The following is a 25,711-nucleotide window of genomic DNA, read 5'->3' as shown; positions in this document are numbered from 1 at the left end:
AACGAGCAGACCAATGCCCAAGCTGAAGACCCGCAAAGCTGCCGCGAAGCGGTTCAAAGCGACCGGCACTGGCAAATTTCTGCGTCGTCGCGCTTTCCGGAACCACCTGCTGGACCACAAAACGCCCAAGCAGAAGCGTCATCTGGCCACCAAGGCCGTAGTGGACCGCACCGACGAAGAGCGCGTGACCCTGATGATGCCCTACGCCTGAGCACAGCTGCTCAGACGAGACCGTTCAACAAGACCTGATCCAACCCTTCCAACCTCATGGCCCGCGTCAAGAGAGGCAACGTCGCCCGTAAACGCCGCAACAAGATCCTGCGGCTGGCCCGTGGCTTCCGTGGTGGCAACGGAACCCTGTTCCGTACAGCAAACCAGCGGGTGATGAAAGCCCTCTGCAATGCCTACCGCGATCGTCGTCGTCGCAAGCGCGATTTCCGTCGCCTCTGGATTGCCCGCATCAACGCCGCAGCCCGCCTCAATGGTGTGAGCTACAGCCGTCTGATGGGCGGTCTCAAGAAGGCCGATGTGCGCCTGAATCGCAAGATGCTGGCTCAGCTGGCGGTCGTTGACCCCGGCAGCTTCACCAACGTTGTGGCTGCAGCCAAGAGCTGAATTTTCCAACCGTGAATCTGCTGCCCCAGACCTACCTGCTGGGCCTGGTCGGCCTGCTTGCCATCGTTGCGGTGGTGGTGGGCCGACAGTTTTTGCGTGTGCGTCGCGATGAGGCACGCCTGATTGAGCTCGAGAAATCCGACACGGCCTCGTCACGACAGGCGTCTGATCTCTACGAGCTCGGATCCGTTCAATTACGGAAGAGGCTGTATCCACAAGCAGCAGCCACCTTGAAGCAGGCCCTGAAACGCCTGAGTGATGAGCCGGATGAAGCCCGTGCGCTGATCGAAAACGCGCTCGGCTTTGCTTTGGCCGCACAGAAGGATTACTCCGGTGCCACCAAGCACTACAGGCTTGCTCTGAAGGCAAAAGCCGACTACCCCGTCGCCCTCAACAACCTGGCTTTTGCTCAGGAGAAGCTGCTGAAGGACGCTGAGGCGATCTCCCTCTATGAGCAGACACTTCAGCTGGAACCCGACAACACCACCGCAAAGAAAGGACTGAAAAAACTCAAGCGTCGGATCGGCTGAGTTCTTTCAGATGTCCTCAAAACCTCAAGAGTTTGGGGTCACCAGAGCGGCTGAACCGGAGGTTCTTCCTGGCAGCTTGCGGTCATCGCCAAGCGTCCACCCACTCCAGTGCTGGGGTCGGCCACGTTGATCAATCGAGGCGCCTGCCAACTGGTGGGACTGAACATCTGCAGGCCGAGGAAGACGCCACCAGGCTCAACGCCAGCGATCAGGGGATCCGCCAAGGGGATGAGATCCAGCTGATCCGACTTGGCATGGAGATTGCCTTGAACCGGCGTGGTGACGGAACCAAGGGTCATCGTGCCCCGGAGATCCACCATCTGGCCCATCGCCGTCATCTGGGTGATGTCCAACGTGACATCGACGGTGGGGTTGCCATCGAAGGGCTCAAAGGTTCCGCACCACTGTCGGGGCAGCGATTCCGCCAGCTCTGCAGCGCGTGCGACTGGATCGAAACTCTCCACTTCGAGTTCCTTGAGCTCCAGGGGAACCGCCAACTGAATCGGATCCAGAGGCAACTGGGGATTGGTCTGGAACGGCACCTGGCTGCCAACCGGGAGATCCATGGCAAGCAGGAACGGCATGGAAGACGATGGATGATGAAGGAACGCTAGGCCCTTTTGCTCAGACGCGTCATGGATTCGCCCTCCCCCAGCTCCGACCCCCTGACCATTGGCGGGCGTCAGTTCAACAGCCGTCTGTTCACGGGCACCGGCAAATATCCATCCATGAGGGCGATGCAGCAGAGCATCGAGCGATCCGGCTGCGACATGGTCACGGTGGCTGTGCGTCGGGTGCAGACCGTGGCGGCAGGCCATGAGGGCCTGATGGAAGCCATTGATTGGCAACGGATCTGGATGCTGCCCAACACCGCGGGCTGCACCAATGCGGAGGAAGCGGTGCGTGTCGCCAGGCTTGGACGGGAGCTCGCCAAGCTGGCGGGACAGGAGGACAACACCTTCGTGAAGCTGGAGGTGATTCCTGACGCCCGGCATCTTCTGCCCGATCCGATCGGCACCCTGAACGCCGCCGAACGCCTGGTAGAAGAAGGGTTCACGGTGCTGCCCTACATCAATGCCGATCCCCTGCTGGCCAAACGGCTGGAGGAGGTGGGATGCGCCACGGTGATGCCTCTGGGCTCTCCGATCGGCTCGGGCCAGGGGCTCAACAATGCCGCCAACATCGGTTTGATCATCGAAAACGCCGGGGTGCCGGTGGTGGTGGACGCCGGCATTGGTGTTCCAAGCGAGGCGGCACAGGCCCTCGAAATGGGCGCCGATGCCGTGCTGGTCAACAGCGCCATCGCCCTGGCGGGCGACCCCGCCGCCATGGCCGAGGCCATGGGCCAGGCGGTGATGGCCGGGCGGACCGCCCACCTTTCCGGGCGCTTGCCGCGGAGGGATCAGGCCTCTGCCAGTTCACCGACCACGGGCCTGGTGCAGACACCCCAATGAAGTGAAGAGACGTGAAGTGAGGTGAAGCCTGCTTCACAAAGGCAGGCAATGAGCATTTGGACTCATAAGGTCCGACCAGTCGCATTGGACCCATGTCGGTCACCACGGAAGACGGCGGTCGTCTCAACGCCTTCGCCAAGGAGCCACGCATGGAGGTGATGGACGACGCCACCAGTCAGAGCCGCAACCGCAGCTCAATGATGATGCTGGTCAGCGGTGGATTGATCGTGGCCGCCATGGTGGCGGTGACCGTCGCCATCAGCTGAGACGGTTCACACTGAAAATCCCTGTAGTAGCTTGCCAAGACTGAGCATCACGCTCGTTCCAGCAGGAGTTTGGGGTGAAAGTTCTCGTTCTCGGCGGTGACGGCTTCTGCGGCTGGCCCTGTGCGGTGAACCTGGCGGATCAGGGCCACGACGTTCTGATCGTGGACAACCTCAGCCGTCGCAAGATCGACATCGACCTTGAAGTTGAGTCGCTGACGCCGATCGTGAGCATCGGTGAGCGCCTCAAAGCCTGGGAGGAAACCGGCGGCAAGCCGATGCGGTTTGTCCACATGGACATCGCCCATGAGTACCAGCGGTTGCTGGATCTGCTTCGGGACGAGCGCCCGGATTCCGTGGTCCACTTCGCGGAACAGCGGGCCGCCCCCTATTCGATGAAGAGCAGCGCCACCAAGCGCTACACCGTCGATAACAACGTCAACGGCACCCACAACCTGCTGGCGGCGATCGTTGAAAGCGGTCAGAACATCCACGTGGTGCATCTGGGCACCATGGGCGTCTACGGCTATGGCTCCCACCGCGGCGCCACCATCCCTGAGGGCTACCTCAAGGTGGAAGTGCCCCAGCCCGACGGCAGCCGCTTTGAGGAGGAAATCCTCCACCCGGCAAGCCCCGGCAGCGTCTATCACATGACAAAGACGCTCGATCAGCTGCTCTTCCTCTACTACAACAAGAACGACAAGGTCCGCATCACCGACCTGCACCAGGGCATCGTCTGGGGAACCAACACCGATGCCACAGACCGTGACCCGCGGCTCACCAATCGCTTCGATTACGACGGCGATTACGGCACGGTGCTGAACCGCTTCCTGATGCAGGCCGCCATTGGCTACCCGCTCACCGTTCATGGAACCGGGGGCCAGACCCGCGCCTTCATCCATATCCGCGATTCCGTGCGCTGCGTCCAGCTGGCGCTGGAGAACCCTCCGGAACAAGGTGAGCGGGTGAAGATCTTCAACCAGATGACCGAAAGTCATCAGGTGGGTGAACTGGCCAAGAAGGTGGCCGCCCTCACCGGCGCTCAGGTCAACAACCTGCCCAACCCCCGCAACGAGGCCGTTGAAAACGATCTGATCGTGGACAACCGCTGCTTCATCGAGCTGGGCCTCAACCCCACCACCCTCGATGACGGCCTGCTGAAGGAAGTGGTGGAGATCGCCACCCGCTATGCGGACCGTTGCGACCGCAACCGCATCCTCTGCACCTCCGCCTGGACCAAAACCCAGGCCCAGGCCATCGGCACCGCGTCCTGATCGAGCTTCATCCTTGAAAGTCGCCTTCTTCACCGAAACCTTCCTGCCGAAGGTCGATGGCATCGTCACCCGTCTGACCAAGACGGTGAAGCATCTGGTGGACGCCGGCGATGAAGTGGTGGTCTTCTGCCCGGAGGGCTGTCCAGAGGAGTACATGGGGGCACGCCTGATCGGCGTTCCGGCAATGCCGCTGCCGCTCTATCCCGAGCTCAAACTGGCCTTGCCTCGGCCGGCGGTGTCCGACGCGATCGATGCGTTTCAACCCGATCTGATCCACGTTGTAAACCCGGCGGTGCTGGGTCTTGGCGGCATCTGGCTCGCGAAGAACAAAGGCATCCCTCTGGTGGCGAGTTATCACACCCACCTGCCCAAGTACCTCGAGCACTACGGCTTGGGAATGCTGGAGCCACTCCTGTGGGAGATGCTCAAGGCCGCCCACAACCAGGCCCTGCTGAATCTGTGCACCTCCACTGCCATGGTGAAGGAGCTCAGCGACAAAGGCATTCAGCACACTGATCTGTGGCAGCGGGGTGTGGACACGGAGTTGTTCCGTCCCGAGCTGCGCAGCGCGGAATTGCGCCAGCGGCTTCTCGGGGGCCATGACGACCGTGGAGCGCTGCTGCTCTACGTCGGCCGCCTCTCGGCGGAGAAGCAGATCGAACGGATCCGCCCCGTGCTGGAGGCCCTTCCCGATGCACGGCTGGCCCTGGTGGGCGATGGTCCCCACCGCCAACAACTGGAGAAGCACTTCGAGGGAACCGCCACCACCTTCGTCGGCTATCTCGCCGGGGACGACCTGGCAGGGGCCTACGCCAGCGGCGATGCCTTCCTCTTCCCCTCCAGCACGGAGACGCTGGGGTTGGTGCTGCTGGAAGCCATGGCAGCCGGTTGTCCCGTGGTCGGCGCCAACCGTGGCGGCATCCCCGACATCATCACCGACGGCGTCAACGGCTGCCTCTATGAGCCCGACGGCGCCGATGGTGGCGCTGCAAGCCTGATCGAAGCCACCCGCCGCCTGCTGGGCAACGACCTGGAACGCCAGGCCCTGCGCAGCGCTGCCCGCGCCGAAGCCGAGCGCTGGGGCTGGGCAGGCGCCACCGAACAACTGCGCACCTACTACCGCACGGTGCTGTCAGCGCCTCAACTCACGGCTGCCTAGCGCTGCCGGGTCCGCTCCCACTCCGCCAGCACCTTCTTGGCCATGGGCAGAGCGTGAACCGATCCCCCTCCAGGAGTGTTCTGGGCAAAGGCCACCACCACGATCTTGCCGTCGGGATAGGGGGCATAGCAGCCGAACCAGGCGTGATCAGGCCCTCCCGTGCTGTCTTCAGCCGTTCCGGTTTTGCCCGCCGCAGCAGGAATACCAGGGCCATTGAGTCCGGCACCGGTTCCGGCCTCCACCACTTTGCGCAGACCCTCCCGGATCGTCTGCAACGTTGATGGCTTCATCGCCACCTTGGTGCGGTGCTCCGGACTCAGCCAGTCGATGTCGCCGGCGGCGAGATGCGGCGTCACCAACCAACCACCATTGGCGAACACCGCATAGGCGCGGGCCAACTGCAAGGGAGTGATCTGCACCACGGACTGCCCGATAGAGGCGCTGGCCATGTCCTCAGGGATCCAGGGCACCGTGCCGGGCTCCGCCCAACCCCGACCGCGATCGGCCCAGGGCTCATCTCCCACCAGCCCGACACTCTCTTCCCAGCCGATCTCAATGCCGGTTTTCTGCTGGAAGCCCAGCTGATCAGCAGTCTGCTTCAACGCCAGGGATCCAACCCCGACGCCCACCTGATAGAAAAAAGTGTTGCTCGAATGGCGCAGGGCATCGGCATAACCGATGGTGCCGAAACCCTTGCCGTTGTGGTCCGGGAAGCAGTGGCCGCCGTAGGTGATGCAAGCCTTGGTCTGCAGCTTGGTGTCGGGCGGAAATTTGCCGGATTCCATGCCGGCCATCGCCGTCACCGGCTTCCAGGTGCTGCCGGGGTCATAGGGATTCATGGCCCGGGACAGCAACGGTTTCTTCGGATTGGAAAAGAGGGCGTCGTACTCCTTCTGGGTGGTGATCAGCTTGGAGAAGAAGTTCGGATCAAAGCTGGGACGGCTGGCTAGAGCCAACACAGCACCCGTTGCGGCCTCCAGCGCCACAACAGCGCCACCGGGCTTGTCGGCCAGCGCCTGCTCCGCCACCCGCTGCAGATCCAGGTCAAGGGTGAGCACCAAATCCTTTCCTGCTTGAGACGGTCGATCGCCCAGGTTGCGCTGCACCTCGCCCATGGCATTCACCTCGAGCATCTGGCCGCCCCACTTGCCACGCAGATGGCGCTCGTAGGCCGCCTCAACACCGGTGCGACCAATGCGGTCGCGGATCTTGTATCCCTTCTCCGCCAGGATTTCGAATTCGCTTTCCGTGATCGGCTGGGTGTAGCCGAGGGCATGGGCCGCCAGGGTTCCGTTGGGATAGGACCGCAGGATGTCGACATCCACCTGGGCGCCCCGCAACCCCAGGGCCTGTTCCCGGAAGCGCAGCACCTGTTCCGGCTTGAGATCGAGGGCCAACGTGGTGCGGTAACCATCCCGATCCAGGCCCTTCTGCCGGCGCTGGTCGAGCAGATCAGGCTTCAAATTCAGAAGCCGTGCCAAGCGATCACGCAGATCAGGCCAGTCGTCTTCGCTGACCAGGCGCGGCTCCAGGTATAGGGAGTAAGTGAGTTTGCTGGTGGCCAGCACCCGGCCTTTGCGATCAAGCAACCGACCGCGAATGGGCGAGCGGGGCACCAAACGGATGCGGTTTTCATCCGCCAGTTCACGGAAACGCGACCCCTCCAGTAGCTGCATCCACACCAGGCGGCTGACCATGGCGCCGCAGAACAGCAACACCAGCAACAGCAGCACCAGTGGTTGCTGACGCAGACCGGTCTGACGCTGCTGTGCAGAACGGGTCATTCCTGCTGCTGCGCTGGCAAACGGCGGCGCAACTCCTCAAGGCGTTCTTCGATCCGCCGCAAGGTCGGCAGCAAGTCCTCCGAGTCGTTTTGACGTTGTTCAACCGTTCCTGGTTCCTCGACGGACACCGAGACCGGCATCACCGGATTGCCCAGCCCGGGGCTCACGGCATCCAGCTGTTCCCGCACATCACGCGCCACGGGCTCACCCTCCTGCCGCAAATCAGCGATGGGGTCCTCCGAGCCGGCCGTGAACACCTCCACCACCTTGCCGGGACCACCCTGACGTGCGCGTTCCAGCACGGCCAGCCCCACAGGCAGCACGTCCTGCATCAAGGACAGACGCAACTGGTCGAGCGGGTTATCGGAGTTGGAATCAGCGGCCATGGGGCCAGATCAACGAACCCCAGTCTGTCCCGAAGGAAGCGCCAATGTCGGGCAAGCGGCACGGTCCGCCGCCAGGGACCAGCCCATCACCCCGCTGAGCACCATCAGCATCACCACAGGCACCAGGGCTTTCTGGGTGGTGTCCAGCAGGATCCACTCCCGCCAGGCACGCCAGAAGCGGCTGCGCTCAAAGCGACGGTGCTCACGGGTTTCGTCGCGCTGACGCCGCCGGATCGCCTTGTCCACCCAACGCTCGAAGGCCCGCTTCTTGGTGATCGTCATCTTGCGTTCCACCTCGAGCATCTGCCCGGAACCCAGTTCGGGATGGAAGGTGCTGATCAGCTCCAGGCTCTTGAGGAACATCTCCACAGCGCCATCGTGGACTGCGGTGGCATGATCATCCAGCTGCCCCCAGTCGAGTTCGGGGTAAAAACGGCTGCGGTTGGCCGTGATCTGATCCTCCGTCAGCTGGCCGGGTTCCCGCAGCCAGCGATCAGTGTTGCTGTCGAACCGCCGCCAGTAAAGGAAGGGGTTCAGATAGATCGTGCGGCCACCCAGCTGAATGCTGTCCTGCTGCAGTCGACGCTGCAGCTGAACATCCTGCTGTTGTGTCGCCGTCATATCCCAAAGGCCGGTGGCCCAAGGTATCGGTGATGCAGGGCCGTCGCCAGCCGTGATTCAGCCTGCGTCAGCCGCGAGTCACTCCCATTCGATCGTGCCGGGGGGCTTGCTGGTGATATCGAGCACCACACGGTTCACCCCCTTCACCTCATTCACGATCCGATTGGAGATGGTCTCCATCAGGTCGTAAGGAAGGCGGGACCAATCGGCAGTCATGCCGTCCTCACTGGACACACAACGCAGAACGATTGGCCAGGCATAGGTGCGTTTGTCACCCATCACGCCGACGGAACGCACCGGCAGCAGCACCGCGAAGGCCTGCCAGATGTCGTGATATAGGCCTGCTTCCTTGATTTCCTGGCGAACAATCAGGTCGGCATCACGCAGGCAATCGAGCTTCTCGTCGGTGACTTCACCCAAGATGCGGATGGCCAGACCAGGCCCCGGGAAGGGATGGCGGCGCACAATCTCCTCGGGCAGGCCGAGGCTGCGGCCCACCTTGCGCACCTCATCCTTGAACAGCTTGCGCAGGGGCTCCACCAGCTTGAACTGCAGGTCTTTGGGAAGACCACCAACGTTGTGGTGACTCTTGATCTTCACAGCAACCCGTTCGCCCGTCTTGGGGTCCACGTTGGTGCCGGCGCTTTCGATCACATCGGGATAGAGCGTGCCCTGGGCCAGGTAATCAAAGGGTCCGAGCCGCTTGCTCTCCTCTTCGAACACCCGGATGAACTCGGTGCCGATGATCTTGCGCTTCTCCTCCGGATCGGTGATGCCCTTCAGCTTGCCGATGAACCGCTGACGGGCATTGATGTACTCCACATGGATGTTGAACTTCCGATCAAAGAAATCCATGAGGAACTCGGGCTCACCCTTCCGCATGAAGCCCTGGTCGATGAACATGCAGGTGAGCTGATCTCCAATTGCCTTCTTGAGCAGGAAGGCAAGAGTGGATGAATCCACACCACCGGAGAGAGCCAACAGGACGCGCTTGTCGCCCACCTGCTCCCGCACCAGGCCAACGGCCTCATCAATGAAGGCCGCGGTGGTCCAATCGGGATCACAACCGCAAACGTGATAAACGAAATTGCGGATCAGGGCCATGCCGCAGGTGGAATGCACCACCTCGGGATGGAATTGCACCCCGTAGAGCTTGCGTTGCAGGTGCGCCACCGCCGCCTCCGGCGTGTTGGCGGTGTGGGCCAGGCGCACAAACCCATCGGGCAGAGCCTTCACTGAATCGCCATGGCTCATCCACATCGTCGAACCGTTGTCGACATTGGTGAGCAGGTCCGTGGGGTCGTCCACTTCCAGGGGCGCCTTGCCGTACTCGGCCTTGCCCGTGGCGGCTTCCACAACGCCCCCGAGCTGCTGCACCATCAGCTGCATCCCGTAGCAAACCCCCAGCACGGGAATGCCCAGATCCCAGATGCCGGGATCGCAGAGCGGAGCATGCTCTGAATACACAGAACTTGGGCCACCGCTGAGAATGATTCCTTTCGGAGCCATGCGTCGCAGCTCCTCGGCCGACGTGCTGTAACCGAGCACGACCGAATAGACCTCGGTCTCGCGCACGCGCCGGGCAATCAGCTCCGAATACTGGGAGCCGAAATCAAGGATGACGATGGCCGGCTGACGCTGACCGTCGGACGAGGGCTGGGACATCGATCCTGGGAGGTATCGCTCGCGGACGAGCGTCAATCCCTCAATGTAAAGAAGCGCTTCTCCCCCTCCGGTCCCCACCAGCGCAGGGTGCGGCTTCGATCGAACAGGGCAGCACCAATCCGCATCGACCAGGCGCCGTAGCGATCCACATAGGACTGGCTGCGCCGCTCCACGATCGTGGCCAGATGTTGCCCGAGGGCCGTGGCTTGATCAGCCTCCAGTGCCTGAAAGGCGTCCTCAACAGATGCAGCACCCCGCAGTTGCAGCAACTGGGCCACTGACAGACCGCCATCAAGGCCCAGGGCCACAAGCACCTCCAGACGGCCATCGGCCAGGTGGTGATGGGTGTGAAAGATGCCGCCGGCCAACTTGATCAATTTGCCGTGGTAGCCGAGCAGCAGCAGATCGCGAACACCGGCCTCCGCCGCGGCCACCAGCACGGGGCCCACCCAGTTCCCCACCTTCAGCACGGGCCCCAGACCCTGCTGGCGGGCCAGATCCAAGCCGTTCTCACCGATCACCAGAACGAGGCGTCCCTGAAACGCCGCATCCGCAACAAGCACCCTCAGGCCTGCCAACACCTGCTGCAGTTGATCCGGTGCGGCGCTGCGCTGCACCTCCGCCTGGGTGCCGATTAAGGCCAGACCATCAACAACACCGAAGGCGGCATTGCTGGTGCGTTCGGCCAGGACGCGGCCCCTCGGAAGAATCGGCTGCACCAGCAAGCCCCGACCCGGCGGCAGCAAGGGCAACAGATTCCGCTCCAACAGCTCACGGGCAAAACCGGAGAGGCAAACGTCCCCCTCAGCGCCAAAACGACCCACCCCTTCTCCGGCCTGCAGCTCGAGCACCGGCTGGGATGCAGCGATCCAGGCCACCCGCACCCAGACCTCAAGATCCCGCGTCAGATCAAGGCCAGGCCCTGGATCACAACGGCTGATGCCCAGGGCATCTCCTGGGGCCAGAGGAGCTGCCGAGCAGACCGGCACCTGCAGAGACGGTTGATCTGAGCCCTGACTCAACTGCTGCTCAGGGTCAAACGGCTCACCAAGCAACACCTGCAGGGCCGCCTTGGCCGCCGCCGCCACCCACACCGGCAGGGTCAATCCAGGGCTGGAGAGGGCGATGGAACCGGACAAGCTGTTTTCTAGAGTCGCCGATTGGCATCCCCCGCGCCATGCAGGACAAGCTCACCCTGATGATTCCGGGCCCCACCCCGGTGCCGGAAACGGTGCTGAAGGCCATGGGTCGTCACCCCATCGGCCACCGCAGCGGGGAGTTCCAGGCCATCGTGCGGCGCACCACCGAACAGCTCAAGTGGCTGCACCAGACGACAAGCGACGTGCTGGTGATCACCGGCAGCGGAACTGCCGCCATGGAAGCGGGGATCATCAACACCCTCAGCCGCGGCGACAAGGTGCTCTGCGGTGACAACGGCAAATTCGGCGAACGCTGGGTCAAGGTGGCCCGCGCCTACGGACTCGATGTTGAGGTGATCAAGGCGGAGTGGGGCCAACCCCTCGATCCAGAGGCCTTCCGCTCAGCGTTGGAAGCCGACAGTGCTAAAGCGATCAAGGCCGTGATCCTCACCCACTCGGAAACCTCAACAGGGGTGATCAACGACCTTGAGAGCATTGCCCGTCACGTGAAGGCCCACGGCACGGCACTGACCCTGGCGGACTGCGTCACCAGCCTTGGCGCCACCAACGTCCCGATGGATGAGTGGGGACTGGATGTGGTGGCATCAGGCGCTCAGAAGGGCTACATGCTTCCACCGGGCCTGAGTTTTGTGGCCATGAGTGCACGGGCCTGGGAGGCCTATGAGTGCTCCGATCTGCCCAAGTTCTATCTGGATCTGGGCCCTTACCGGAAAACAGCGGCGAAGGACAGCAACCCCTTCACCCCGGCCGTGAACCTCTATTTCGGGCTCGAAGCTGCTCTGGACATGATGCAGAAGGAAGGCCTAGAGGCGATTTTTGCCCGCCACGCCCGCCATCGCGCCGCCGCCCAGGCAGGCATGAAGGCAATAGGCCTGCCCCTGTTTGCTGCCGAGGGTTGCGGCAGCCCGGCCATCACCGCAGTGGCCCCTGAAGGCATCGATGCCGAACAGTTGCGCAAAGCCGTGAAGGAGAAGTTCGACATTCTTCTGGCTGGAGGACAAGACCACCTCAAAGGTCAGGTGTTCCGCATCGGCCATCTCGGCTACGTCTGCGACCGGGATGTTCTGACCGCCGTCGCTGCGATCGAATCCACCCTTCAGTCCCTTGGTCTGCACAAAGGCAGCATGGGAGCAGGGGTTGCTGCAGCCTCCGCTGCTCTTAGCTAAAACACAGGTGGCGAGAGCGATCTCGCCCCTTTGCGGGTGTAATTCAGTGGTAGAATGTCAGCTTCCCAAGCTGAACGTCGCCGGTTCGAGTCCGGTCACCCGCTTGATCAAATTTCAAACGCTCATCAAGAACGAGACTTGACGAGCTGAAGAACCTGAGGCCCGGCAGATCCAGCACGGCGCTCGTGTTCCAGTGCCTGCAAGATCAACGAGCCCGCCTCATTGATTCGTCCATCTTCTGCGCAGTGGCGGGCCTTGATGAACAGAGCCTGGGCTGCTGATTCATGGTCCTGACGTTGTTGAGCAGCTGTCTCCGATTGTTTTGTTTTCGTAAGCGTTAGGGTCAACGTTCGGATTCCCTTGTCAACAAAAGATTAGCTCTAATTGATATTTAGACCATCCCACACGCGATCTGCACGATTGCCGATCAACCCCGTCGATTGCTTGGATTCCGATCAGGTACCCGGTTCCTCCGCATTGCCCCCCAGATCGGCAATCCGGTCGCGCAACTGCGAGCAACGGCGCTGATCACCTTTGGCTTCAGCGAGGGCAAGCGCGAATTCCAGCTTCTCGAGCTGATGACCACCTTCAAGGAAACCTGACCGGGTCCAGATGGTCATGCCATGCAAGGTGCGAGAAGCACAAGCATTGGAGGCAGGGATGGTGGTCGCCATAGTTGCCTTTCTTTTTATTTTGGCACCGCGCGCCACCCCTACGCGACATCGCGGCCCGCTTCTGTTTCGGCCTCCTGACCCCAGGCATGGTTCTGGGAGGACTCCTCAGCCATTTCAGGCTCTGGCATCGGAGCTGTGCTCTCCAGCAGCTCCCGCGTTTCCCGCAGCAGAGCTTCTACGCCCTCGAGCGTGGTGATTTCTTCGTCTGGGACAGCATTCAGATTCTGCTGCTGATGGCGCAGTTGGAGCTCGAGCGCTTCCTGACGCTGTTCCAGTTTCACCAAGCGCTGCGACAGAGCCGTGATGGTTTGAGCGAGATCTTCCGCTGTGCGGGTGATCCGAAAGGACACGGAGGACGTCATCACCGAAAGCTGATGGTTGCGCTGATGACAACACAGGAGCGCCGCTGTCTCAAGATCAAGCTGACATGACGCGATCGAGACCGATGCCTTCCTTGGCAACGCTGGCGCTGTACCTGCTGGCTGGAACCGCCATCGGACTGCTGGCTCTGTTCAGCGGCATTCCCGCCGCACCTCTGGCGGGAGCCTTACTAGGTGCTGGCATCGTCAGCATGAGCGGCCAGCTGGAACCAGCCACATGGCCAGCGGGAACGCGCACGGTTCTGGAGATCGGCATCGGCACCGTGATCGGAACTGGCCTGACGCGAACGTCCTTGGAGCAACTGCAACTTCTCTGGAAACCAGCGGTTCTGATCACCTTGGCGCTGGTGCTGACAGGACTGGTCGTCGGCCTCTGGACCAGCCGCTTGCTCGGCATTGATCCCGTCGTGGCCTTGCTTGGCGCTGCCCCGGGAGGCATCAGTGGCATGAGCCTGGTCGGTGCCGAATTCGGCGTCGGTGCCGCGGTGGCCGCCCTCCATGCCGTGAGGCTGATCACCGTGCTGCTGGTGCTGCCCTTGGTGGTGCGGCTGATCGTCCCCTCGACAGCTGGAAGCTGATCGATACCTTGGGACCAATCCACAACTGACGTCATGGGTCCCATCAGGTCATCGCTGGTTCTCTCCGCCGCGGCCCTGATCGGCACTCTCAGCACCATGACCTCCCCCCTGCAAGCGACCGAAGAGAAGGGAGCCAAGATCTATTGCTTCATGCGGTCCAACGGCAACGACCACGAGGTGAGCTGGAATGCCGCCTACGCCGTGATCAAGCGGCAGCGCAGCGGCGTGTTCAAAACATCCCCGGAGCATGCCTCGGTGATGATTACGGAAGCCGTCGTCCAGGACCCCGGCAATTTCCCCGACTGTGGCCAGTTCCTTGGTGATCTGTTCGGCGGGAACACTCAACCAGCCACCGCTGCCGCCCTTGCAAACTCCTCCTCCGTCACCGAAAGCAGCATCGAGAGCAGCGACGACACCACGCGCTACAGCTACTGAGCCCTCAGGGCTTCTGAGGCTGATGCTTTCGGCTGCCGTGTTGATGGCGGGCTGCCAGAGCAAGCAACCCGCGACGCCTGCCAACCCACCGACGCCACTCGTCTCCAGTTGCCTCGGTGGCTTCCGCATGAATGACCTTGAGCTGATCGTTAGACGCTGTGATGAGGCCATCGAGCAGACACCGGATCAGGCCGATCTGCATCGCGACCGCGCCCTGGTCTTGACCCTGCTTGGCGATCAAGCCAAAGCCTGCGACGACGTCGCGATAGCAGTGTCGCTGCTGGAGCAGTCGAGCCAGCCGGTCGACCCGATGCTGCAGCACGAACTCCAGGTGCGTCAGAGCAATTGCAAACAATCCCGCACCATGGCGGGGAGTGATTGACGTTGCAGCGACAAGCGCCGGGGCCCCAGCAACACCTCGATCCGTTGCGCCTTGCTCGCCAATAAGCCATCCACCAGCTGGTCGGCTGCGCCGAGCTGCAGCCAATGGCAAGTCAGGCCATCTCCCATTCCCAGACGGTGACAGCGGTCTTCGGCTTGGTCGAGATCGCCCGGCGTCCAGGGGCGTTCCAGCAACACCACATGACGGGCCCGGTGCAGGGTGAAGCCAAGGGCACCGGTGCCGAAGGTGGCCAACAGACAATCGTTCTGACCCTGCTGGAACCGATCCACACTCCCCTGGCGTTCAGCAGGGCGCTGACGACCGGTCAACAACTCGCCACCAAGGGTTTGCTGCAACAGCTGCAATGGGGCCACAAAGCCACTGAACAGCACTACAGCCTCGCCTTGCCGGCGCAGTGACTCCACCAGCTTCTGGGCCGCCGGCAATTTGAATTCCGCAGCGATCTGGCGCATGGAGGTGAGCAAAGCCAGGTGCTCTGCATCCCGTCGCACCTCTCCGAGCTGAGCCCTACGCCGGTAGTCATCCAACACCAGCTCGACACGATGGTCGAAACCCGTGAGCTCAGCCTCCGACAGCGCTACGGGGTGAAGACGTCGCTGCTTGGGAGGAAGGTCCACCACCTGCTGCTTGCGGCGATGCAGGATCAACGGTCGAGTTAAGCGCCGCAGCTCCTCCAACTGACTGGCGCCGGACGCCTGCCAACGTTTGCCGGATCGACCCTCCCGCCAGTGCCCCTGGCAATACCGCTCTTCGAACTGGCGTTGATCCCGAGCAATCGGATGATCCATCGCCGCAAGCAGGGGATACAGCTGGGACGGGCGACCGTTCTTCATCGGGGTTCCCGTGAGCATCCAGATCGCCCGCAGACGGGGATGACGGGCCAGACGCAGCAAGGCAGCCGTGCGCTGGGCCTGAAGCGACTGGGCGTAGTGCGCTTCATCCACCACCAGGAGCGTTCCCGCTGGTGGGAGGGTGTCGGGAAGCCGAGCCCAGCTCGCCAGCTCCAGCTCAACCCCAAGGGCCTCTGATTCCCGGCGCCAGTGGGGATGCAGGCCGACGGGAGCCACCACCAGCAACCGCAGCTCGGCGCAACGCATCAGGGCACGGGCCGCCAACAGAGCTGTAAGGGTCTTCCCCAACCCCATCTCATCCGCCAGAACGGCACCGCGACGGGCCAGGAGCCAGCGGACCCCGGAGCGTTGATGGCGCAGAGGCCGACGACCATCCTGCAGGACTTCGTCGAGATCCGCTGCAGCCACAAGGGTTCGGTGCGGTGGCAGCGGTGGCAGCGGCTGCTGGCACCAGTCGAGCCACTGCTGCAGTGCAGAGGTGACGGGGAAACGGCGCCCCAGGGCCTGCTGAAGCGCATCGGCTGCGGCCAAGGGAAAATCCCACCCCTGGCCAGCACCGTTCCAACGCCCTCGGGGCTTGATCCGACGCAACTGGGACTGGGTCACCGCATCAAAGGGGCTGACCACGCGAATCAGACCCGCTGGAGAGAGGTCCAGGCAACAGGTCAATGTGGGTTTTGGCGGCACCAACAGGCCCCCACAAACAATCACTTTAGTGAACCCAGATCAGCGCGCAAGCATTGAGATCAAGATTCACATCACAGGCTGAAAAATTATCGAAAATGCAGCGCTCGACACATTGACGGGCTTTTCGTTCAAGGCAGAATTCCCTCAACCGATGCATTCGGATGCATAGCAGGGACGCGGTTTTTCTCGACGAACTCTGTCCCAAATTACGCGTTCGAAGATGGCGTCAGTCTCTTCACACTTTTACCGGCAAAAGTTGTATTTATTGCGGAAAACCTTCCGAATCAATTGATCACATTCACCCTCAGGCCAAAGGGGGTTCAAGCGTTACTGAAAACTGCGTACCGGCCTGCTTGTCCTGCAATGGCCGCAAATCCGACGCCGACGTTTTCGACTGGTACCGGCGACAGCGCTTCTATGACCCACGCCGCGCCATGGCGATTCGGGCCTGGATGGATGGCGACCTACGACTCGCCGTCCGCCTGCTGCAGTGGGCCCAACCGGATCAGCCCATCAACGAGCCGGACGACATCTCAATCGCGGCTCAGGCCGCCTGAGGCTCACCAAACCCGGCAGACATCCGAGGAGTGGTGACGCTGGCAAATGGAGGCCTGAACACCCGGGTCTTCAGGGGCCAACACCACAGCACCGGCGAGCAGGGCAGCCGTCAGGATGGCCCGAAGCAGGATGGGCCCGGAGCGGGAACGATGGAGAGACGACGACGTCACGACAGTACATTTGACCTAATACAGGTGTACTGATGCTTGCTGATCTTGTCAAGCGCTCGCAGCCTCTGGCGGCTGACACCAAGCTTCTGGTGCTGGGCGGCGGATACAGCGGACGTTGTCTGGCCGGGCTGGCTCGAGCCCTGGGAACACCGGTGCTCTGCACCCGCCGTTCCCTCGACTCTGCCGAGGCAGATCTGCTCTTCGACAGCAACGGTCAGGACCAGCTCGACCCTGCTGCCCTGGAGGGCGTGACCCATCTGCTGTCCACCATCCCCCCAGATCGCGAAGGCAACGATCCGGTCTTGTTAAAGCTGCTGCCAACGCTCAGAAGCCTGCCGCTGCGCTGGGCGGGCTACCTCTCAACCACAGGGGTGTACGGCGACCGTCAGGGCGGTTGGGTGTCGGAACAGGACGACCCGGCGCCAGCGCTGGACCGCAGCATGCGCCGCGTCAACTGCGAACAAGCTTGGTTGCGCTCAGGGCTGCCGATCCAGATTCTGCGTCTGCCAGGCATTTATGGCCCAGGCCGGTCGGTGCTCAACAGCTTGCAGCAAGGGCGGGCCCGCTTGATCGACAAGCCTGGCCAGGTGTTCTGCCGCATCCATGTGGAAGACATCGCAGGGGCCTGCTGGCACCTGATGCATCGCGCCGAGCAGGACGCTCCGGCAAGCCCTGGCCATGGAAGCATCGTGAATGTGGTGGATGACCTCCCGGCTCCCAGCGCTGAACTGATGCGGCATGCGGCAGACCTGTTGGGTTGTGCCCTGCCGCCGCTGGAGCCGTTCGACCAGATCGTGGACAGCATGAGTCCGATGGCGCAGTCGTTCTGGAGCGAGAACCGCCGCGTCAGCAACCACAGGCTCTGCCATGAGCTCGGCTATGCATTGCTGCATCCGAACTACCGCGTTGGGCTGCAGGATTGCCTGGACCAGGACAAACTCAATCTGTCTGACCTGAGTTCTCCCCCTCAATCAGCCAACGGTTGAAATCGAAACCCTCGCCTTCCTCAGGCAGGGAAAGCCCCACATCCTCAAGAAAACGGGAGAGATGCAGTTCGATCCAGCCATTGCTCAGGCCAGCGGCCAATCCCACCAACAAAAACCCCAGCAGCAGCAAACGCAGCACAGCGATGGGCCCCCACGATTCCACGAACCCTAGGCATGAGCTGGTGATCGCTCTCGGCGATCCCGCGGGCATCGGCATGGAAGTGGTACTCAAAGCCCTCGCCTCAGCCACGCTCCCCCCAGAGCTCCAACCCCTGCTGGTGGGTTGCCGGCGCACGCTGATCAGCACCCACGCGCGACTGCAGCAGCAAACGAGCCACCCCCTTGCCGACCCCGCAGCCCTCAGGATCGACGATCAACCGCTAGAAGCCAGCGTTCAGCCAGGACAGCCCACCACCAGCGGAGCCGATGCGGGGTTTCGCTGGCTGACTCGCGCCGTCGAACTACTGCAGGAACGGGGGTCCCGCGCCCTGGTCACCGCCCCCATCGCCAAACACCTCTGGCATGCGGCCGGCCACCGCTATCCCGGGCAGACCGAACGGCTGGCTGAGTTGGCTGGACGCCAGCGCTCCTCAATGCTGTTCACCGCCGTCTCTCCCACCAGCGGCTGGCGCCTGAACACCTTGCTGGCCACCACCCACATCCCCCTCAGCCAGGTCCCTGAGGCGCTGAGCCCAGACCTGGTGCAGCACAAACTGAACGTGCTGGAGGGGTTCTGTCGACGCTTCACGAGCACACCCCATCTGCGCATTGCCGGTCTGAATCCCCATGCCGGTGAAGCCGGTCAACTGGGCCACGAAGAAGCCGAATGGATGCTGCCGCTGCTGGATCAATGGCGGAAGGACCATCCTCAGGTGCAGCTAGTGGGTCCTGTTCCTCCTGACACCTGCTGGATCAGCGCTGCTCGCGCTTGGCAGTCGCCAAACCAGCCTGGTCCTGACGGGATCCTGGCCTTGTATCACGACCAGGGGCTCATTCCCGTGAAGCTGCTGGCCTTCGACGCAGCGGTGAACACCACTTTGGAACTGCCGTTCCTACGCACCTCCCCCGACCACGGCACCGCCTTCGACATTGCAGGCCAAGGGATCGCCAGCCCTGAGAGCACGACGGCAGCCATTCAGGCCGCCTGGGACCTGAGCTGACTCAGGCCGGCTTGACCCGCATCAGCACCTGACCAAATTCAACGGGCGTGCCGTTGTCGACCAGGATCTCCACCACTTCACCGCCAACCTCAGACTCCAGCTCGTTCATCAGCTTCATCGCCTCAAGGATGCAGACGGTCTGGCCGACATTGATGCGGCTGCCCACCTCAACAAAGGCAGGTTCGCCCGGAGCGGGAGCGCGGTAGAAGGTACCCACCATCGGAGCCGTGACTTCGAGCAGGTCACTGCGGGTTGCGGTGGATGCAGGCGGTGCAGCTGCATGCTCAGCGGGCGCAACAGGCGCTGGTGCAGCAGCAACGGGAGCGGGCATGACCGGGGCCATGACGGCCTGGGCCGGCAGGTTGCGACGGATTTCCAGACGGAAGTCGTCCCCTTCCAACCGGAACTCCTGGATGTCGCTCTCGCCGAGCGCTTCCAGCAAGCGGTGCAGTTGTTCGTGATCCAGCTGCATGGTCATCCGTTTTCGCGCCCGAGGTAACTGTCGTTGCGGGTGTCCACTTTGATCTTTTCTCCCACAGAAAGGAAGAGCGGAACCATCACTTGTGCACCGGTCTCAAGAATGGCGGGCTTGGTGCCACCGGTGGCGGTGTCGCCTTTGACGCCAGGGTCGGTTTCTTTGATCTCCAGAACCACGGAGTTGGGCAGTTCAACCTCGAGGGGGGTGTCGTTCCAGGACACCACGTTCACTTCCATACCCTCTTTGAGGTATTTGCGGCTCTCGCCGATCTGGTCGGCGCTGAGGCGGGTCTCCTCGTAGGTGGCCATGTCCATGAAGACATAGTCCTCACCTTCCATGTAGGTGTGCTGAAGCGAGGATTTCTCCAACATCGCCTGGGGAAGCATTTCCCCGGCGCGGAAGGTCTTCTCCACCACGTTGCCGGACTTCACCGCCTTGAGCTTGGTGCGCACGAAGGCAGATCCCTTGCCGGGCTTGACGTGCAAGAACTCGACAACACGCCAGACGGCCCCATCGATCTCAATCGTGGTGCCGGTGCGGAAGTCGTTACTGGAGATCATTCCCACCGAACGGTTCATCGGACTATACGGCTGTGCCAAAGTCCCGTCAGCACTGGGGTTCCCCCTTGGTCCATCAGCGTTTGAACGCCGTCCTTGCTGTTCTGATCAGCTTTGCTCTGATCACAATCGCCGCCCCTGCCTGGGCCGCATTGCCCCAGGGCAATGCTGTGAAGGACCCTGCCGCGATTCTTCGGGACGCGCTTCCCTTCGATCAGGACGACATCCGCGAACTGCAGCATCGGCTGGAACTCACCAGTGACGATCTGCGGGCCAAACGCTGGACAGCCCTCGGCAAGACGGTGTCACGCACTGAATCACTGCTCAACACTCGCCGCGACACCATCCTGAACGCGGTCCCTGAAGCCAAACGCGGTACGGCTGAAGCACTGTTTGAGCGCGTGGATCAGGGCCTTGAAGACCTCAAAGAGAAGGTCAAAGCCACCGACAAACCAGGCTTCATCGCCGATCGACGCCGGACGCTGAGCTTCATCGGTGATGTAGAGGCCCTGCTGGTGCCCGACGGCTTTGAACGGGAGATCCCCGCAGACTTCGATGCCCTGCCACGGCTGCAGGGACGAGCCACCCTCAACATCAGCACCACCCAGGGGGAGCTGACCACCGTGGTGGATGGCTACAACGCCCCACTCACCGCAGGCGCCTTCGTCGATCTCGCCCTCAAGGGCTTCTATGACGGACTGCCCTTCATCCGGGCCGAAGACTTCTACGTGCTTCAGAGCGGTGATCCGGAAGGTCCGGAGATCGGCTACGTGGATCCAAAGACCAAGCAGGAGCGCCATGTGCCCCTGGAGATCCGCGTGCCGGGCGAAGACGACACGATCTACAACGAAACCTTTGAAGACGTGGGCCTGTACATGGCCACACCGACCCTTCCGTTCGCAACCCTGGGCACCCTTGGCTGGGCCCATTCAGACCAGGCCCTCGACGACGGATCCTCGCAGTTCTTCATGTTTCTCTACGAGGCAGAGCTCACCCCGGCTGGTCTGAACCTCGTGGATGGCCGCAATGCAGCCTTCGGCTACGTGGTGGATGGATTCGATGTTGTGGAGGAATTGGGCGTCGATGACCGGATCACCGCCGTGAAGGTTGTTGAGGGAGCGGAGCAGCTCAAAGCCCACGCATGAGCCCGACCCTGGCGGAACTGACTGAAGCGGAGCTGCTCAGGCGGCTGGCTCGCTTCGCTCCGCCCGATCAGCTCAGTGACGACACTGCAGCCCTGGCCGCCGACGTCCGGCCGCTACTGATCAACACCGACGTTCTGGTGGATGGCATCCATTTCAGCGATGCCACCACAACCGCCATAGATGTGGGCTGGCGCGCAGTTGCCGCCAACCTGTCCGACTTGGCCGCCAGTGGTGCCATCGACATCGATGGAATCACCGTGGCCCTGGTCGCCCCAAGCCACACCCATTGGGACTGGGTGGACGGGGTGTATCAAGGCATCAGTGCCGCCCTGGGGCAGTACGGCGGCGTTCTGCTGGGGGGTGACTGCTCCAAAGGAGAGCAGAGGCTGCTCTCGATCACGGCACTCGGCCGCCTCGGACCCCTGCGTCTGCATCGCAACGCAGCCCGCCCTGGCGATGTGCTGGTCACCAGTGGGCCCCATGGGCTCAGCCGACTGGGCCTCGCCCTCCTGCAGGACGAACCAAGCGTGCGTGAGATCGCTTTGTGCTCAACCCTGCGGGACCAGTCGATCGCACGCCACCAACGCCCGACACCTCGGCTGAAGGACGTCCAGCAGCTGCTGGCCTGCAAACCGGAGCATCTGCCCTGGCGGGCCGGGGGAACCGACAGCAGCGACGGACTGCTCTCTGCCGTCGCAGGTCTCTGCAGCAGCAGCGGCTGCGGAGCGGTGCTGCACAACGACCAGCTTCCAACGGCCGAAGGCTGGCCTGAGGGAGCTCGATGGACGGATTGGTGCCTCGCCGGAGGAGAGGACTTTGAGTTGGTGCTGAGCCTTCCCGAAGCCTGGGCCGATGCATGGCAGCGATGCATCCCCGAAAGCCAGCGCATCGGCCAGATCAATGCTGAAGCGGGCGTCATCCGCTGGGCCCACAACCACAAGCCAGTGGCCACGAGCGGATTTGATCACTTCGGTCAGCCCTGAGCAGCCCTGGGCGACCCCCTAAGCGATCGTGCCTGACCAAAAAAAATCCCCCCCAGGTCGGGAGGGATCAAAAAAGCGATCAACGGGCGATCACTTCCAGTTCTTGGCCACCACTTCGGCGAGGTCAACAACACGCTGGCTGTAGCCCCACTCGTTGTCGTACCAGGCCAGGATCTTCACAGCCTTGTCACCCATGGCGTAGGTGAGGTCAGCATCAAAGATGGTGGACTCGTTGGTGCCGGCGTAGTCGGTGGACACCAGGGGCAGATCGCTGTACTTGATGATCCCCTTCATGCCGTTCTCGGAAGCCGACTTGATGGCGGCCTTGATGTCGTCGACGCTGGCGGCGCGGGAGGGACCGAAGGTGAGGTCAACAGCGGAGACGTTCGGGGTGGGAACGCGCATGGCGAAGCCGGTGAGCTTGCCCTTCACCTCGGGGTAAACCAGAGCCACGGCCTTGGCTGCACCGGTGGTGGTGGGAACCATGTTAAGAGCTGCAGCACGGGCGCGGCGCAGGTCGCGGTGGCTGTTGTCCAGGATCCGCTGGTCGCCGGTGTAGCTGTGAATGGTGGTCATCAGACCCCAGTCGAGGCCGAAGTTCTGATCCAGAACCTTGACGATCGGTGCCAGGCAGTTGGTGGTGCAGCTGGCGTTGCTGAGGATGTCCCAGTCCTCGTGGCGGTACTGGTCGTCGTTGACGCCCACAACGAAGGTGCCGACGCGATCACCCTTACCAGGGGCGGTGAGGATCACCTTCTTGGCGCCAGCCTGGATGTGCATGCTGGCTTTCTCATCGGTGTTGAACACACCGGTGGACTCGATCACCAGGTCAACGCCCCACTCCTTCCAGGGGCAGTTGAGGGGATTGCGGTCGGCGAAGAATTTGATCTCCTTACCGTTGACGAACATCGAGGTGTCCGTGGTCTTGATGTCCACGGAGGGATCGAGACGCCCAAGGATGGAGTCGTAGGTCAGCAGGTGAGCGCTGGTGGCGGGGTCGGACGTGGAGTTCATCCCCACGATTTCCAGGCCGGTGTCAGCACCCCGGCTGATCCATCCCCGCAAAACATTGCGACCGATCCGGCCGAATCCATTGATCGCAACGCGCAGGGTCATGGCAGAAGCGGCAAAGCCGCGCAAGGGTTTTGGCCGCCGATCATACAGAAATCAGCAGAAATACCTTGTTCCACCCCGCTTCAATCAGCTCGATCCGGCCCTCAGCACGGCAGACAAGCAGCGGCAACTGACTTATCTTGCTTCCGACTGAAGCCCTCCGTTGCCGCGCCTGCTCGACCGTCAGACACCAGTCCACTTCATCGGTGTCGGCGGAATTGGTATGTCGGCTTTGGCAAGAATTCTCATTGACCGCGGTCACTTCGTCAGCGGCTCAGACCCGCGTGACAATGCGACAACGCGACAGCTGAAGACCCTCGGGGTGAAGGTCTTCCGTCAGCAGGACGCCACCTGCATTGATGCCGTCACGGAAGCAACAGCCGCTGGCTCGCCGGTGGTGGTGATCAGCACAGCCATCCCGGAGAGCAATCCGGAACTGCAACGAGCCCGTCAGCAGGGGCTGGAGATCTGGCATCGCTCCGATCTACTGGCGGCTCTGATCGAGCAGCAACCCTCCATTGCAGTCGCCGGCAGCCACGGCAAGACCACCACCAGCACCTTGATCACCACCTTGCTGCTGGAGGCCGATCAGGACCCAACAGCTGTGATTGGAGGCATCGTCCCCAGCCTCGGCAGCAATGGTCACGCTGGCCAGGGGAAGCTGCTCGTGGCCGAGGCGGATGAATCCGACGGGTCCCTGGTGAAGTTCAGCCCCAGCCTGGGGGTGATCACCAACCTGGAGCTGGATCACACCGATCACTACTCCAGCCTCGACGAGCTGATCTCCACCCTGCAACGCTTCGCAGGGGGTTGCGATCGCGTGCTGGCCAATCACGACTGCCCGATCCTTCAGGAACACTTCCAGCCAACGGCCTGGTGGTCCAACCAGAGCGCCGAATCCGTTGACTTCGCCGCCCTGCCCTTGAGCCTTGAAGGCGATCGGTGCGTCGCCCGTTTCTATGAAGCCGGCCACCCCGTCGGCGACTTCACCCTGCCGATGGCCGGGCTGCACAACCTCAGCAATGCCACAGGCGCCTTGGCCGCCTGCCGCATGGAAGGTCTCCCCTTTGACCAATTGGTGGAGGGCCTCGCTGGCCTAAAGGCACCGGGCCGCCGATTTGATCTTCGGGGCACCTGGAAGGGCCGTCACATCGTTGATGACTACGCCCACCATCCCAGTGAGGTGCAGGCAACCCTGGAGATGGCACGCCTGATGGTGCGCAGTGGCCGCAGTCCGCTCCCCACAGCACCACAACGGCTCCTGGCGGTGTTCCAGCCGCACCGCTACAGCCGCACCAAGCAGTTCCTCGATGGCTTCGCCAAAGCCCTACAGAACTGTGATCTGCTGCTGCTGGCTCCCGTCTATCCCGCAGGCGAGCAACCGCTGCAGGGCATCAGCAGCAACGTCCTGGCGGATCGGGTGCGCAAGCTGAAACCGAATCTTGAAATCGCCGTCGCAGACAACCTCGATCAACTCACCGAGCTGGTGATTCAGCACAGCCGCGAGAACGATCTTGTTCTGGCCATGGGTGCTGGCGACGTGAATGGACTGTGGTCAAGGCTGACGTCATGACCCAGCAGTGTGATGCCCGCCTACCGCAGGCCCGAGTCAAACTGGCGGACTACACCACCTGGCGGGTGGGAGGAGCGGCCGAATGGCTGGCCGAACCCGCCAGCCTTGAGGAAACTCAGGCCTGGATCGAATGGGCCGCTCACCAAGGCATGCCCTGCCGCGTCATCGGCGCTGGGTCGAACCTGCTGATTCACGATGACGGCCTGCCGGGGCTCTCGCTCTGTCTGCGCAAACTTCAGGGGCTGCAGCTTGATGCCACCACGGGGACCGTTGAGGTGCTCGCCGGCGAACCGATCCCGTCACTGGCAAGACGCGCTGCCCGCGCTGGATTGCATGGTCTGGAGTGGTCGGTTGGCATCCCGGGAACCGCTGGCGGTGCGGCTGTGATGAATGCAGGAGCCCAGGGAGGCTGCACAGCGGAATGGCTGGAGTCGGTGCGTGTCATGCCCATGGAAGGGGGCAACTGCTTTGAGCTGCAGCGGGATCAACTGGACTTCGCCTACCGGCACAGCCGTCTTCAAGACGACAACCTCGTGGTGTTGTCGGCACGGTTCCGCTTGCAGCCCGGTCACGATCCGGATGAACTGAAGCGGGTCACCACGGCGAACCTCAGTCACCGCACCACCACGCAGCCCTACCAACAACCCAGCTGCGGCAGTGTCTTCCGCAATCCCGAACCGCTCAAGGCCGGACGGCTGATCGAAGAGCAAGGACTGAAGGGAACCCGGATCGGCGGCGCCGAAATCTCAACCGTGCATGCCAATTTCATCGTCAACACCGGTGATGCCGAGGCGAAGGACATCGCCCAGTTGATCCAGCTGGTGCAGGACCGCATCGAAGCCGAACACGGAATCCGTCTGCACCCCGAAGTGAAGCGGCTGGGATTCGCTTCGGCGGCTTAAC

33 protein-coding genes and 1 tRNA gene are annotated in these 25,711 nt (G+C 62.4%); 20 read left to right on the top strand and 14 right to left on the bottom strand.

Annotated features, from left to right (window positions below; all coding sequences use genetic code 11):
• The first annotated feature begins 13 nt into the window (after positions 1–13).
• From rpmI to DXY33_RS01595, 3 genes are read left to right on the top strand one after another with little or no spacing between them, the layout of a single operon-like run.
• Positions 14–211, top strand: a complete 198-nt coding sequence (gene rpmI / locus DXY33_RS01605; protein ID WP_006852081.1) for a 50S ribosomal protein L35 — start codon at positions 14–16, stop codon at positions 209–211.
• 56 nt (positions 212–267) lie between these two features.
• Positions 268–615: a 50S ribosomal protein L20 gene (rplT, locus tag DXY33_RS01600; RefSeq protein WP_011363098.1), complete on the top strand. Its 348-nt coding sequence runs from the start codon at positions 268–270 to the stop codon at positions 613–615.
• Between the two features lie 11 nt (positions 616–626).
• Positions 627–1,145: a hypothetical protein gene (locus DXY33_RS01595; protein ID WP_115131461.1), complete on the top strand. Its 519-nt coding sequence runs from the start codon at positions 627–629 to the stop codon at positions 1,143–1,145.
• 38 nt (positions 1,146–1,183) lie between these two features.
• On the opposite strand, the gene DXY33_RS01590 is transcribed toward DXY33_RS01595, so the two are convergent.
• A complete protein-coding gene (locus DXY33_RS01590; RefSeq protein WP_115131460.1) occupies positions 1,184–1,729 on the bottom strand; it encodes a hypothetical protein in 546 nt (181 codons plus the stop codon).
• Between the two features lie 51 nt (positions 1,730–1,780).
• Between DXY33_RS01590 and DXY33_RS01585 the strand changes: the two genes are divergently transcribed.
• From DXY33_RS01585 to DXY33_RS01570, 4 genes are all read left to right on the top strand, one after another.
• Positions 1,781–2,599 carry a thiazole synthase gene (locus DXY33_RS01585; RefSeq protein ID WP_115131459.1) on the top strand — a complete coding sequence of 273 codons (819 nt, stop codon included), beginning with the start codon at positions 1,781–1,783 and terminating at the stop codon, positions 2,597–2,599.
• A gap of 92 nt (positions 2,600–2,691) precedes the next feature.
• A complete protein-coding gene (gene psb34 / locus DXY33_RS01580) occupies positions 2,692–2,865 on the top strand; it encodes a photosystem II assembly protein Psb34 (RefSeq protein ID WP_115131458.1) in 174 nt (57 codons plus the stop codon).
• A gap of 74 nt (positions 2,866–2,939) precedes the next feature.
• Positions 2,940–4,136 (top strand): NAD-dependent epimerase/dehydratase family protein, encoded by a 1,197-nt coding sequence (locus DXY33_RS01575; RefSeq protein WP_115131457.1) that lies wholly within the window; start codon positions 2,940–2,942, stop codon positions 4,134–4,136.
• A 13-nt stretch (positions 4,137–4,149) separates the two neighbouring features.
• Entirely contained in the window at positions 4,150–5,295 is a 1,146-nt protein-coding gene (locus DXY33_RS01570) for a glycosyltransferase family 1 protein (protein ID WP_115009694.1), read from the top strand.
• On the opposite strand, the gene mrdA is transcribed toward DXY33_RS01570, so the two are convergent.
• The 5 genes from mrdA to cbiD form a co-directional block, all read right to left on the bottom strand.
• Entirely contained in the window at positions 5,292–7,079 is a 1,788-nt protein-coding gene (gene mrdA, locus DXY33_RS01565; protein WP_115131456.1) for a penicillin-binding protein 2, read from the bottom strand. The genes DXY33_RS01570 and mrdA overlap by 4 nt on opposite strands.
• Positions 7,076–7,465 (bottom strand): hypothetical protein, encoded by a 390-nt coding sequence (locus DXY33_RS01560; protein WP_115131455.1) that lies wholly within the window; start codon positions 7,463–7,465, stop codon positions 7,076–7,078. The genes mrdA and DXY33_RS01560 overlap by 4 nt, the downstream gene beginning before the upstream one ends.
• A gap of 9 nt (positions 7,466–7,474) precedes the next feature.
• Positions 7,475–8,086 (bottom strand): hypothetical protein, encoded by a 612-nt coding sequence (locus DXY33_RS01555; protein WP_114988848.1) that lies wholly within the window; start codon positions 8,084–8,086, stop codon positions 7,475–7,477.
• A 78-nt stretch (positions 8,087–8,164) separates the two neighbouring features.
• On the bottom strand, positions 8,165–9,751 hold the full coding sequence (gene guaA / locus DXY33_RS01550; RefSeq protein WP_115131454.1) for a glutamine-hydrolyzing GMP synthase: 1,587 nt from the start codon (positions 9,749–9,751) through the stop codon (positions 8,165–8,167).
• A 32-nt stretch (positions 9,752–9,783) separates the two neighbouring features.
• Positions 9,784–10,890 carry a cobalt-precorrin-5B (C(1))-methyltransferase CbiD gene (gene cbiD, locus DXY33_RS01545; RefSeq protein WP_115131453.1) on the bottom strand — a complete coding sequence of 369 codons (1,107 nt, stop codon included), beginning with the start codon at positions 10,888–10,890 and terminating at the stop codon, positions 9,784–9,786.
• A 38-nt stretch (positions 10,891–10,928) separates the two neighbouring features.
• On the opposite strand from cbiD, the gene DXY33_RS01540 reads away from it, so the two are divergent.
• Together DXY33_RS01540 and DXY33_RS01535 are read left to right on the top strand one after the other, a co-directional pair.
• Positions 10,929–12,077 carry an alanine--glyoxylate aminotransferase family protein gene (locus DXY33_RS01540; RefSeq protein WP_115131452.1) on the top strand — a complete coding sequence of 383 codons (1,149 nt, stop codon included), beginning with the start codon at positions 10,929–10,931 and terminating at the stop codon, positions 12,075–12,077.
• Positions 12,078–12,109: 32 nt separating this feature from the next.
• Positions 12,110–12,181 (top strand) — tRNA-Gly (locus DXY33_RS01535).
• Between the two features lie 351 nt (positions 12,182–12,532).
• Here DXY33_RS01535 and DXY33_RS12145 read toward each other — a convergent pair.
• Together DXY33_RS12145 and DXY33_RS01520 are read right to left on the bottom strand one after the other, a co-directional pair.
• Positions 12,533–12,751: a hypothetical protein gene (locus tag DXY33_RS12145; RefSeq protein ID WP_038551887.1), complete on the bottom strand. Its 219-nt coding sequence runs from the start codon at positions 12,749–12,751 to the stop codon at positions 12,533–12,535.
• Positions 12,752–12,789: 38 nt separating this feature from the next.
• Positions 12,790–13,113: a chemotaxis protein gene (locus DXY33_RS01520; protein WP_115131450.1), complete on the bottom strand. Its 324-nt coding sequence runs from the start codon at positions 13,111–13,113 to the stop codon at positions 12,790–12,792.
• 83 nt (positions 13,114–13,196) lie between these two features.
• Here DXY33_RS01520 and DXY33_RS01515 point away from each other — a divergent pair, with 83 nt between their 5' ends.
• Genes DXY33_RS01515 through DXY33_RS01505 form a run of 3 tightly spaced genes read left to right on the top strand, consistent with a single transcriptional unit; the run spans position 13,197 to position 14,526 of the window.
• Positions 13,197–13,709 carry an AbrB family transcriptional regulator gene (locus DXY33_RS01515; protein WP_115131449.1) on the top strand — a complete coding sequence of 171 codons (513 nt, stop codon included), beginning with the start codon at positions 13,197–13,199 and terminating at the stop codon, positions 13,707–13,709.
• A 33-nt stretch (positions 13,710–13,742) separates the two neighbouring features.
• A complete protein-coding gene (locus tag DXY33_RS01510) occupies positions 13,743–14,144 on the top strand; it encodes a DUF6554 family protein (RefSeq protein ID WP_115131448.1) in 402 nt (133 codons plus the stop codon).
• A gap of 22 nt (positions 14,145–14,166) precedes the next feature.
• Positions 14,167–14,526, top strand: coding sequence for a hypothetical protein (locus tag DXY33_RS01505; protein WP_244275807.1), 360 nt, complete (start codon positions 14,167–14,169; stop codon positions 14,524–14,526).
• On the opposite strand, the gene DXY33_RS01500 is transcribed toward DXY33_RS01505, so the two are convergent.
• Positions 14,481–16,085: a DEAD/DEAH box helicase gene (locus DXY33_RS01500; RefSeq protein WP_115131649.1), complete on the bottom strand. Its 1,605-nt coding sequence runs from the start codon at positions 16,083–16,085 to the stop codon at positions 14,481–14,483. The two genes, DXY33_RS01505 and DXY33_RS01500, sit on opposite strands and share 46 nt — an antisense overlap.
• Positions 16,086–16,246: 161 nt before the next feature.
• On the opposite strand from DXY33_RS01500, the gene DXY33_RS01495 reads away from it, so the two are divergent.
• Positions 16,247–16,642 carry an HNH endonuclease gene (locus tag DXY33_RS01495; protein WP_114988841.1) on the top strand — a complete coding sequence of 132 codons (396 nt, stop codon included), beginning with the start codon at positions 16,247–16,249 and terminating at the stop codon, positions 16,640–16,642.
• A 3-nt stretch (positions 16,643–16,645) separates the two neighbouring features.
• Here DXY33_RS01495 and DXY33_RS12140 read toward each other — a convergent pair whose 3' ends face one another.
• Positions 16,646–16,813, bottom strand: a complete 168-nt coding sequence (locus DXY33_RS12140; RefSeq protein ID WP_170950894.1) for a hypothetical protein — start codon at positions 16,811–16,813, stop codon at positions 16,646–16,648.
• Positions 16,814–16,845: 32 nt separating this feature from the next.
• Between DXY33_RS12140 and DXY33_RS01490 the strand changes: the two genes are divergently transcribed.
• Positions 16,846–17,799, top strand: coding sequence for an SDR family oxidoreductase (locus DXY33_RS01490; RefSeq protein WP_115131447.1), 954 nt, complete (start codon positions 16,846–16,848; stop codon positions 17,797–17,799).
• Here the strand turns inward: DXY33_RS01490 and DXY33_RS01485 are convergent.
• Positions 17,753–17,962, bottom strand: a complete 210-nt coding sequence (locus DXY33_RS01485; RefSeq protein WP_244275805.1) for a hypothetical protein — start codon at positions 17,960–17,962, stop codon at positions 17,753–17,755. The two genes, DXY33_RS01490 and DXY33_RS01485, sit on opposite strands and share 47 nt — an antisense overlap.
• On the opposite strand from DXY33_RS01485, the gene pdxA reads away from it, so the two are divergent.
• Entirely contained in the window at positions 17,943–18,959 is a 1,017-nt protein-coding gene (pdxA, locus tag DXY33_RS01480) for a 4-hydroxythreonine-4-phosphate dehydrogenase PdxA (RefSeq protein WP_115131446.1), read from the top strand. The two genes, DXY33_RS01485 and pdxA, sit on opposite strands and share 20 nt — an antisense overlap.
• Before the next feature lies 1 nt (position 18,960).
• Here pdxA and accB read toward each other — a convergent pair whose 3' ends face one another.
• Both accB and efp read right to left on the bottom strand, forming a co-directional pair.
• The gene (accB, locus tag DXY33_RS01475; protein WP_115131445.1) at positions 18,961–19,437 is read right to left on the bottom strand and encodes an acetyl-CoA carboxylase biotin carboxyl carrier protein; all 477 of its coding nucleotides are present in this window, start codon (positions 19,435–19,437) and stop codon (positions 18,961–18,963) included.
• Entirely contained in the window at positions 19,434–19,997 is a 564-nt protein-coding gene (gene efp, locus DXY33_RS01470; RefSeq protein ID WP_011363074.1) for an elongation factor P, read from the bottom strand. The genes accB and efp overlap by 4 nt, the downstream gene beginning before the upstream one ends.
• A gap of 65 nt (positions 19,998–20,062) precedes the next feature.
• On the opposite strand from efp, the gene DXY33_RS01465 reads away from it, so the two are divergent.
• Positions 20,063–21,139 carry a peptidylprolyl isomerase gene (locus tag DXY33_RS01465; RefSeq protein WP_170950893.1) on the top strand — a complete coding sequence of 359 codons (1,077 nt, stop codon included), beginning with the start codon at positions 20,063–20,065 and terminating at the stop codon, positions 21,137–21,139.
• The gene (gene thiL, locus DXY33_RS01460; RefSeq protein ID WP_115131443.1) at positions 21,136–22,122 is read left to right on the top strand and encodes a thiamine-phosphate kinase; all 987 of its coding nucleotides are present in this window, start codon (positions 21,136–21,138) and stop codon (positions 22,120–22,122) included. Before DXY33_RS01465 ends, thiL begins: the two co-directional genes overlap by 4 nt.
• Positions 22,123–22,212: 90 nt before the next feature.
• On the opposite strand, the gene gap is transcribed toward thiL, so the two are convergent.
• Positions 22,213–23,238, bottom strand: a complete 1,026-nt coding sequence (gap, locus tag DXY33_RS01455) for a type I glyceraldehyde-3-phosphate dehydrogenase (RefSeq protein WP_115131442.1) — start codon at positions 23,236–23,238, stop codon at positions 22,213–22,215.
• Between gap and DXY33_RS12135 the strand changes: the two genes are divergently transcribed.
• From DXY33_RS12135 to murB, 3 genes are read left to right on the top strand one after another with little or no spacing between them, the layout of a single operon-like run.
• Positions 23,237–23,389: a hypothetical protein gene (locus tag DXY33_RS12135; protein WP_170950892.1), complete on the top strand. Its 153-nt coding sequence runs from the start codon at positions 23,237–23,239 to the stop codon at positions 23,387–23,389. The genes gap and DXY33_RS12135 overlap by 2 nt on opposite strands.
• Before the next feature lie 9 nt (positions 23,390–23,398).
• Positions 23,399–24,808 (top strand): UDP-N-acetylmuramate--L-alanine ligase, encoded by a 1,410-nt coding sequence (gene murC / locus DXY33_RS01450; RefSeq protein ID WP_115131441.1) that lies wholly within the window; start codon positions 23,399–23,401, stop codon positions 24,806–24,808.
• On the top strand, positions 24,805–25,710 hold the full coding sequence (gene murB, locus DXY33_RS01445; protein ID WP_115009713.1) for a UDP-N-acetylmuramate dehydrogenase: 906 nt from the start codon (positions 24,805–24,807) through the stop codon (positions 25,708–25,710). The genes murC and murB overlap by 4 nt, the downstream gene beginning before the upstream one ends.
• The last annotated feature ends 1 nt before the right edge of the window (position 25,711 follow it).

This window comes from Synechococcus sp. N26 (assembly GCF_900473975.1).
Classification (GTDB): Bacteria; Cyanobacteriota; Cyanobacteriia; order PCC-6307; family Cyanobiaceae; genus Parasynechococcus.
The sequence above is the reverse complement of the archived record's forward strand: the minus strand, read 5'-3'. Positions and strand labels throughout refer to the sequence as shown.